The 5,404-nt window shown below is 65.5% G+C and carries 5 protein-coding genes; 3 read left to right on the top strand and 2 right to left on the bottom strand.

Going from position 1 to position 5,404, the window contains the following annotated elements:
- Positions 1-31 precede the first annotated feature (31 nt).
- Positions 32-1,609, bottom strand: a complete 1,578-nt coding sequence (locus A5766_RS08345) for a (2,3-dihydroxybenzoyl)adenylate synthase (RefSeq protein ID WP_064904218.1) — start codon at positions 1,607-1,609, stop codon at positions 32-34.
- Between the two features lie 23 nt (positions 1,610-1,632).
- On the opposite strand from A5766_RS08345, the gene A5766_RS08340 reads away from it, so the two are divergent.
- From A5766_RS08340 to A5766_RS08330, 3 genes are read left to right on the top strand one after another with little or no spacing between them, the layout of a single operon-like run.
- The gene (locus A5766_RS08340; RefSeq protein WP_005202863.1) at positions 1,633-2,313 is read left to right on the top strand and encodes an isochorismatase family protein; all 681 of its coding nucleotides are present in this window, start codon (positions 1,633-1,635) and stop codon (positions 2,311-2,313) included.
- A complete protein-coding gene (locus tag A5766_RS08335; RefSeq protein ID WP_005202862.1) occupies positions 2,306-3,079 on the top strand; it encodes a 2,3-dihydro-2,3-dihydroxybenzoate dehydrogenase in 774 nt (257 codons plus the stop codon). Before A5766_RS08340 ends, A5766_RS08335 begins: the two co-directional genes overlap by 8 nt.
- 53 nt (positions 3,080-3,132) lie before the next feature.
- On the top strand, positions 3,133-4,104 hold the full coding sequence (locus tag A5766_RS08330; protein WP_039854583.1) for an iron-siderophore ABC transporter substrate-binding protein: 972 nt from the start codon (positions 3,133-3,135) through the stop codon (positions 4,102-4,104).
- Positions 4,105-4,205: 101 nt separating this feature from the next.
- Here A5766_RS08330 and A5766_RS08325 read toward each other — a convergent pair whose 3' ends face one another.
- Positions 4,206-5,399 (bottom strand): lipase family protein, encoded by a 1,194-nt coding sequence (locus tag A5766_RS08325; protein WP_005202856.1) that lies wholly within the window; start codon positions 5,397-5,399, stop codon positions 4,206-4,208.
- Positions 5,400-5,404: the final 5 nt, after the last annotated feature.

Raw genomic sequence — 5,404 nt, 5'->3', positions numbered from 1 at the left:
GCGGCCTGAGCGGCCTGCGCGGTCAGAAGGTTCAGCCCGCGAGGATCTCGCGAAGCTTCTTGCGGCTCACCTTGCCGACGCCGGTCTCGGGGAACTCGTCGATGATCTTGACGACGTCGGGGAGCTTCCACTCGGCGAGGCCGTTCTCGCGGACAAAGCGTCGGATACCAGCGAGATTCGGCGGATTGTCGGCGTCGTCGGGGATCAGATAGGCGCAGGTGCGCTCACCGAGATAGGGGTCGGCTACCGCCACCACGATGGCGTCGCGCACCGCAGGGTGTGTCAGCAACTGTTCTTCGAGTTGCTCGGCAGACACCTTCTCGCCACCGCGATTGACACGATCGCCGCCACGACCCCGCACCACGACGTTGCCGTCCGCCGTCAGCTCGACGACGTCGCCCGTGCGGTACCAGCCGTCGGACGCGAATGACGACGCACTCGCGTTCTGCCAATACGAACGAATCGTGTACGGCCCCTGCGTCTCCAGAAAGCCCGGCCCGGAACCGACGTCGACGCCGTCCTCGTCGACGAGTCTGATCTGGTCGTCGGCCGACATCGGACGGCCCTGCGTCGTGGTGATCACGTCGATCGGGTCGTCGAGTCGCGTGTAGCAGACCAGGCCCTCAGCCATGCCGAACACCTGCTGCAAGCGCACGCCGAGTGCCGGGCCGATGCGGCGTGCGAGTTCGTCCGGGCAGCGCGCACCTCCTACCTGGATGACGTCGAGAGACGAGAGGTCGAAAGATGTTCCGGCCTCGGCGGTTTCGGTCCACAGCCGCGCAAGGGGCGGCACGAGGCCGGTCATCGTCACGCCCTCGCGCGCCACCATCTCCCATGCGACGGACGGCGCGGGCGACGCGGTGAGGGCGATCGTCCCGCCGGCACACATCGCGCCGAGAATGCCTGGCGAACTCATCGGGAAGTTGTGTGCGACGGGCAGCGTCGCGAGATAGACCGTGTCGGCGGTGACTCCGCAGAGTTCGTTACTGCGACGCACGCTGTAGAGGTAGTCGTCATGTGTGCGCGGAATGAGCTTGGGGATGCCCGTACTTCCACCCGAGAGCTGTAGGAAGGCGAGCTCGGCGGGGTTCGCGCGGTCGTGCTCGATTGGTTCCGTAGACAAGGCGTCGAGGTCGTCGGCGTCGATCCACCGGGTGATCGAATCAACCTGTGCCGCAATGGTGTCGGCGAGTCCGCGATAGTCGAACCCCGAGTCCTCGCGTGGCGAGATGATTGTGGTGGCGCCGGCAGCGCGCGCGATACCCACGAGTTCGCCCGCTCGATGAGCGGGAAGGGTGAAAACCGGAATCGCACGGAGTCGGAACAGCGCAAAAACGGCTTCGACGTAGCAGACCCGGTTCGGGATCTGGACCAACACTCGGCCATCGGGTGCGATACCGAGTTCGACCATGCCCGCCGCGACCCGGCCGACGCGATCGTCCAGCTCCGCGTAACTGAGCCTTCGGTGGATGTCGACGACAGCGGTATGGTCGGCGGACGCCGGGTCGGCGGCACGAGAGCGCAGGACGTCGTCGAACGTCTCCCCCACCCACAGTCCGTCGGCTCGATATTTCGCTTCCAGTTCCGGGGGCCATGGAGACACGAGCATAAAGGTGAGGCTACCCTAATGGCGTGGCTATCCCGACGATCACCCCGTACCAGATTCCCGACGGACCGTTCCCGCAGCGCGTCGACTGGAAGTTGGAACCCTCGCGCGCCGCACTGCTGATCCACGACATGCAGAACTACTTCATCGACGCCTACGCCACGCAGGCCGAACCGATGGCTACCGCGCTCCCGAACATGGTCGCCATCCGCGCGGCCGCCACCGCCGCGGGCATACCGGTCGTCTACACGGCCCAGCCCGGCGACCAGCATCCCTCACGTCGAGGAATCCTCGCCGATTTCTGGGGCCGTGGACTAGATTCCGGCCGCGACGAGAACATCATCCCCGCACTGGCGCCGCGCAGCGGCGACATCACCGTCACCAAGTGGCGGTACTCCGGATTCCAGCGCACCGATCTGAGACACCTGCTGGCACGCCACGGGCGTGATCAGCTCATCGTGATCGGCGTGTATGCCCACATGGGCTGCATGATCAGCGCCACGGAGGCGTTCATGATGGACGTCGAACCGTTCTTCGTTGCCGACGCCGTCGCCGACTTCACCCGTGACGAACACACGATGGCGTGCGAGTACGTCGGCAAGCGTGCGGGCCGGGTCCTCACCACCGACGACGTTGTCGAGGCGCTGCGGAAAGGCGCAACGTCAGAATCGGACACCCCCGCGCGCGGGGCGCGCAGCCATGCCTGATCCTGACCTGCCTGATCCTGACCTGCCTGAGCCCGCCTTCCCTGAACCCGTCCTACCTGAACCCGGCTCGCTCGCGGGAACGCGTGCGGTGGTCACCGGTGCCGCGGGGGGTATCGGGGCAGCCGTCGCCGCGTTGCTACGCGCGCATGGGGCATCGGTTGACGCGTGGGATCTGATGCACGACACCGGTATTCGTAGTGTCGACGTCACCGATCGGCAGGCGGTCGGCGATGCATGGAAGGCGGCGACGCAGGCGGGCCCCGTCGACATCGTCGTCTCGGCCGCGGGCGTGATGGCCGACGACTGGGATACCTGCATGGCCGTGAACGCGGGCGGGGTGCGCAATCTGCTCGACGTCTCACTCGACGACCTCACCGCGCGACGAAGCGGATCCGTCGTGGTCGTCTCGAGCAACGCCGGAGCCACACCGCGATCGGGACTGGCGGCATACGCCGCATCGAAAGCCGCCGCGACGTCGTACGCACGCAGCCTCGGACTCCGGGTCGCGCCATACGGTGTCCGCGTCAACATCGTCTCCCCCGGTTCCACCGACACGCCGATGCTGCGGGGCATGTGGACCGACGACGCTGATCGAGACCGGGTACTGGCCGGAGATCCGGACGCGTATCGACTCGGAATACCGTTGGGACGCATAGCAAGTCCCGAAGATGTCGCCTCGACAGTGGTGTTCCTCGCGTCGAGCGCCGCACGCCACATCACCATGCACGACCTTCGTGTCGACGGAGGTGCGACGTTGGACATGTGATGTGCGATGTACCGTCCGAAACTGACATAACCGACACCGACGATTGGATTGAAGTGAAGAAAACGCGCGCGACGCGGGCACTCGCGGTTCTGCTGACAGCAGGACTCATCGGTTTCCTGGCCGCTTGCTCGTCCTCAGAAGACGACGCATCGTCGTCGTCCTCGGAATCGTTCGCCCCCGTGACGATCGACCACGAGTACGGCAGCACCAAGATCGACAAGAAGCCGACCAAGGTCGTCAGCTTGCTCACCGACTGGACCGACACCCTTGCGGCGCTGAATATCCCGATCACCGCTGAGTTCGTTCCGCAGGGCACCCCGAGCTTCGAGTGGACTCCGAAGCACGACTCCGAGGTGGTGCAGGTCGCAGACATCTCGCAGGTCAGCGTCGGCGAGATTGCCAAGTACCAGCCGGATCTGATCCTGGCGGGCTACGTCGGCGACAAGAGTCGCTACGACAAGCTGTCCGAGATCGCACCGACCATTCCCGTCCTGACCAAGGGTGCGACGGTCGACACCTGGGAGAAGATCACCACCACCACCGGGCAGATCTTCGGCAAGCAGCAGCAGGCATCCGAACTCGTCGACTCGACGAACAAGAAGATCGCTGACTTCAAGGCAAAGTACCCTGCGGCCGTTGGCAAGACGTTCACCTTCGCACAGGTTGGCCCGACCGGTCAGGTCGGCGCTATCAACACCACCGACGACGCCGCCGCAGGGCTGATCGCCCAGCTCGGATTCACCCTGAACCCGAAGGTCGCCGCCGAGCACAAGGAGGGTTCGACGCGCTCACTGATCTCTGCCGAGCGAATCGACCTGCTCGACTCGGATCTACTCGTGGTCTACACGCCGGGCGGCGACCCTGCTGTCGCAGAACGCGTTCCGGGTTGGTCGTCGCTCCCCGCGGTCAAGAAGGGCACCGTGGTGTTCCTCGACGACAAGACGCAGCCCGCCTTCAGCGTGCCCAGCGCACCGTCGGTCGGATTCGTGATCAACACTCTCGACCCCGTGGCTGCCAAGTTCTGAGTCAGCCAAGTTCTCACGGCGCCAGTTCCAGGGAGAACACCCCATAACGACTGCGTCCCGCTCACCGAGCAATCGGTGAGCGGGACGCAGTTCTTGTGGTATCAGGCCGTCGGCCAGCGTTGCTTTTCAGACCAGGCCAGCGCGTTGGTCTCGGCGTAGACGCCGACGCCGTGGCCCGCCTGGTAGGTGCGAAGATCGACATCGACGCCGTTGGCCTTCGCGCGATCGACCCACTGCGTCGTCAGTGGCGCGAACGCCACCGGATCGAGTGCGCCCTGCTGGAGCAGAATCGGTGCGGGGTAACCCTTTTCGGGCACGTAGGTCACCGAACGCAAAGCCGGGATCAGCGGCCCCTCGTTGAATGGCTTCGCAACGAGTTGCCCGACGGTCATGCCCTTTGTCGCGCGACCCTGATTCGGGTAGCACAGCGTCTGGGCATCCTTCACAACCTTGCGCCCCCGCGGGGTCAGGTACGAATCGACGTCCACATCGGGACGCGCGACCTTGAGTCCTGCGAGCACATACGAGAAGTAGGTGACGTAGTCAGGCACCTCGACCGGGGGAACGCCCGGTCGGATCGCCGAGAAGTAGTCGGCGATGTCGACGGGCGGTGAGGTCGCGGCGACACCGACATTGGTCAGCTCGGGCGCGTACGACGGCGTGAGGTGACCGGCCCACAGCGCAGCGTGTCCACCCTGCGAACCGCCCGTGGACACAAAGCCCTTCGACGTCTGCGCGCCGGCGAACTGTGGGGTCACCACACGCGCCGCGCGAACGGAATCGAGGATGTTCTTCCCGGCGACGTCGCCGTCGAGGTAGGCGTGCACGCCGGGGCCGCCGATACCTGCGTACTCGGTCGCCGCGATGACGTAGCCCTTCTTGAGCCACGGACCAAGCCAGGAGTCGTAGCGCCCCTGATGCCCCATGCGATCGGTGACGGTGCAGTCGTCGCCGAGCCCCGCGGTGCCATGACCGTAAGCCAGTACGCGATAGCCATCCTTCGGTGCGGCGACGGCGGGAATCATGATCGTGGCACGCACGGGCACGAGCGTGCCGTCACTCTGCGGCGAAAGGTAGGTAACGGCAACGACTTTGCCCGCTCCCGCCACTTTCGCGTCGGGCCTGTCCGTGATGTCTTCAGCGCTGAGTACGGTGCCTGCCTTGGCGGGCGCTGCCGCGGCGGGAGTCGCGGTGAGTGTGGGCACCAACCCGATCACCACCGCCAGGAGTATCGATACCACCGACCCAAGCATCACGGCGAAACGACGCCGCGGGATCCTGGCCAGAGAACGCATGAGAC

Origin of the sequence: Gordonia sp. 852002-51296_SCH5728562-b, assembly GCF_001665475.1 — a bacterium.
In the GTDB taxonomy this organism is placed as follows: Bacteria; Actinomycetota; Actinomycetes; order Mycobacteriales; family Mycobacteriaceae; genus Gordonia; species Gordonia sputi.
The sequence above is the reverse complement of the archived record's forward strand: the minus strand, read 5'-3'. Positions and strand labels throughout refer to the sequence as shown.

Bases quoted from the DNA above. Each gene is read 5' to 3' on its own strand.
- A5766_RS08345 (WP_064904218.1), bottom strand. From the start codon at position 1,609: ATGCTCGTGTCTCCATGGCCCCCGGAACTGGAAGCGAAATATCGAGCC.
- A5766_RS08325 (WP_005202856.1), bottom strand. From the start codon at position 5,399: ATGCGTTCTCTGGCCAGGATCCCGCGGCGTCGTTTCGCCGTGATGCTT.
- A5766_RS08335 (WP_005202862.1), top strand. From the start codon at position 2,306: ATGCCTGATCCTGACCTGCCTGATCCTGACCTGCCTGAGCCCGCCTTC.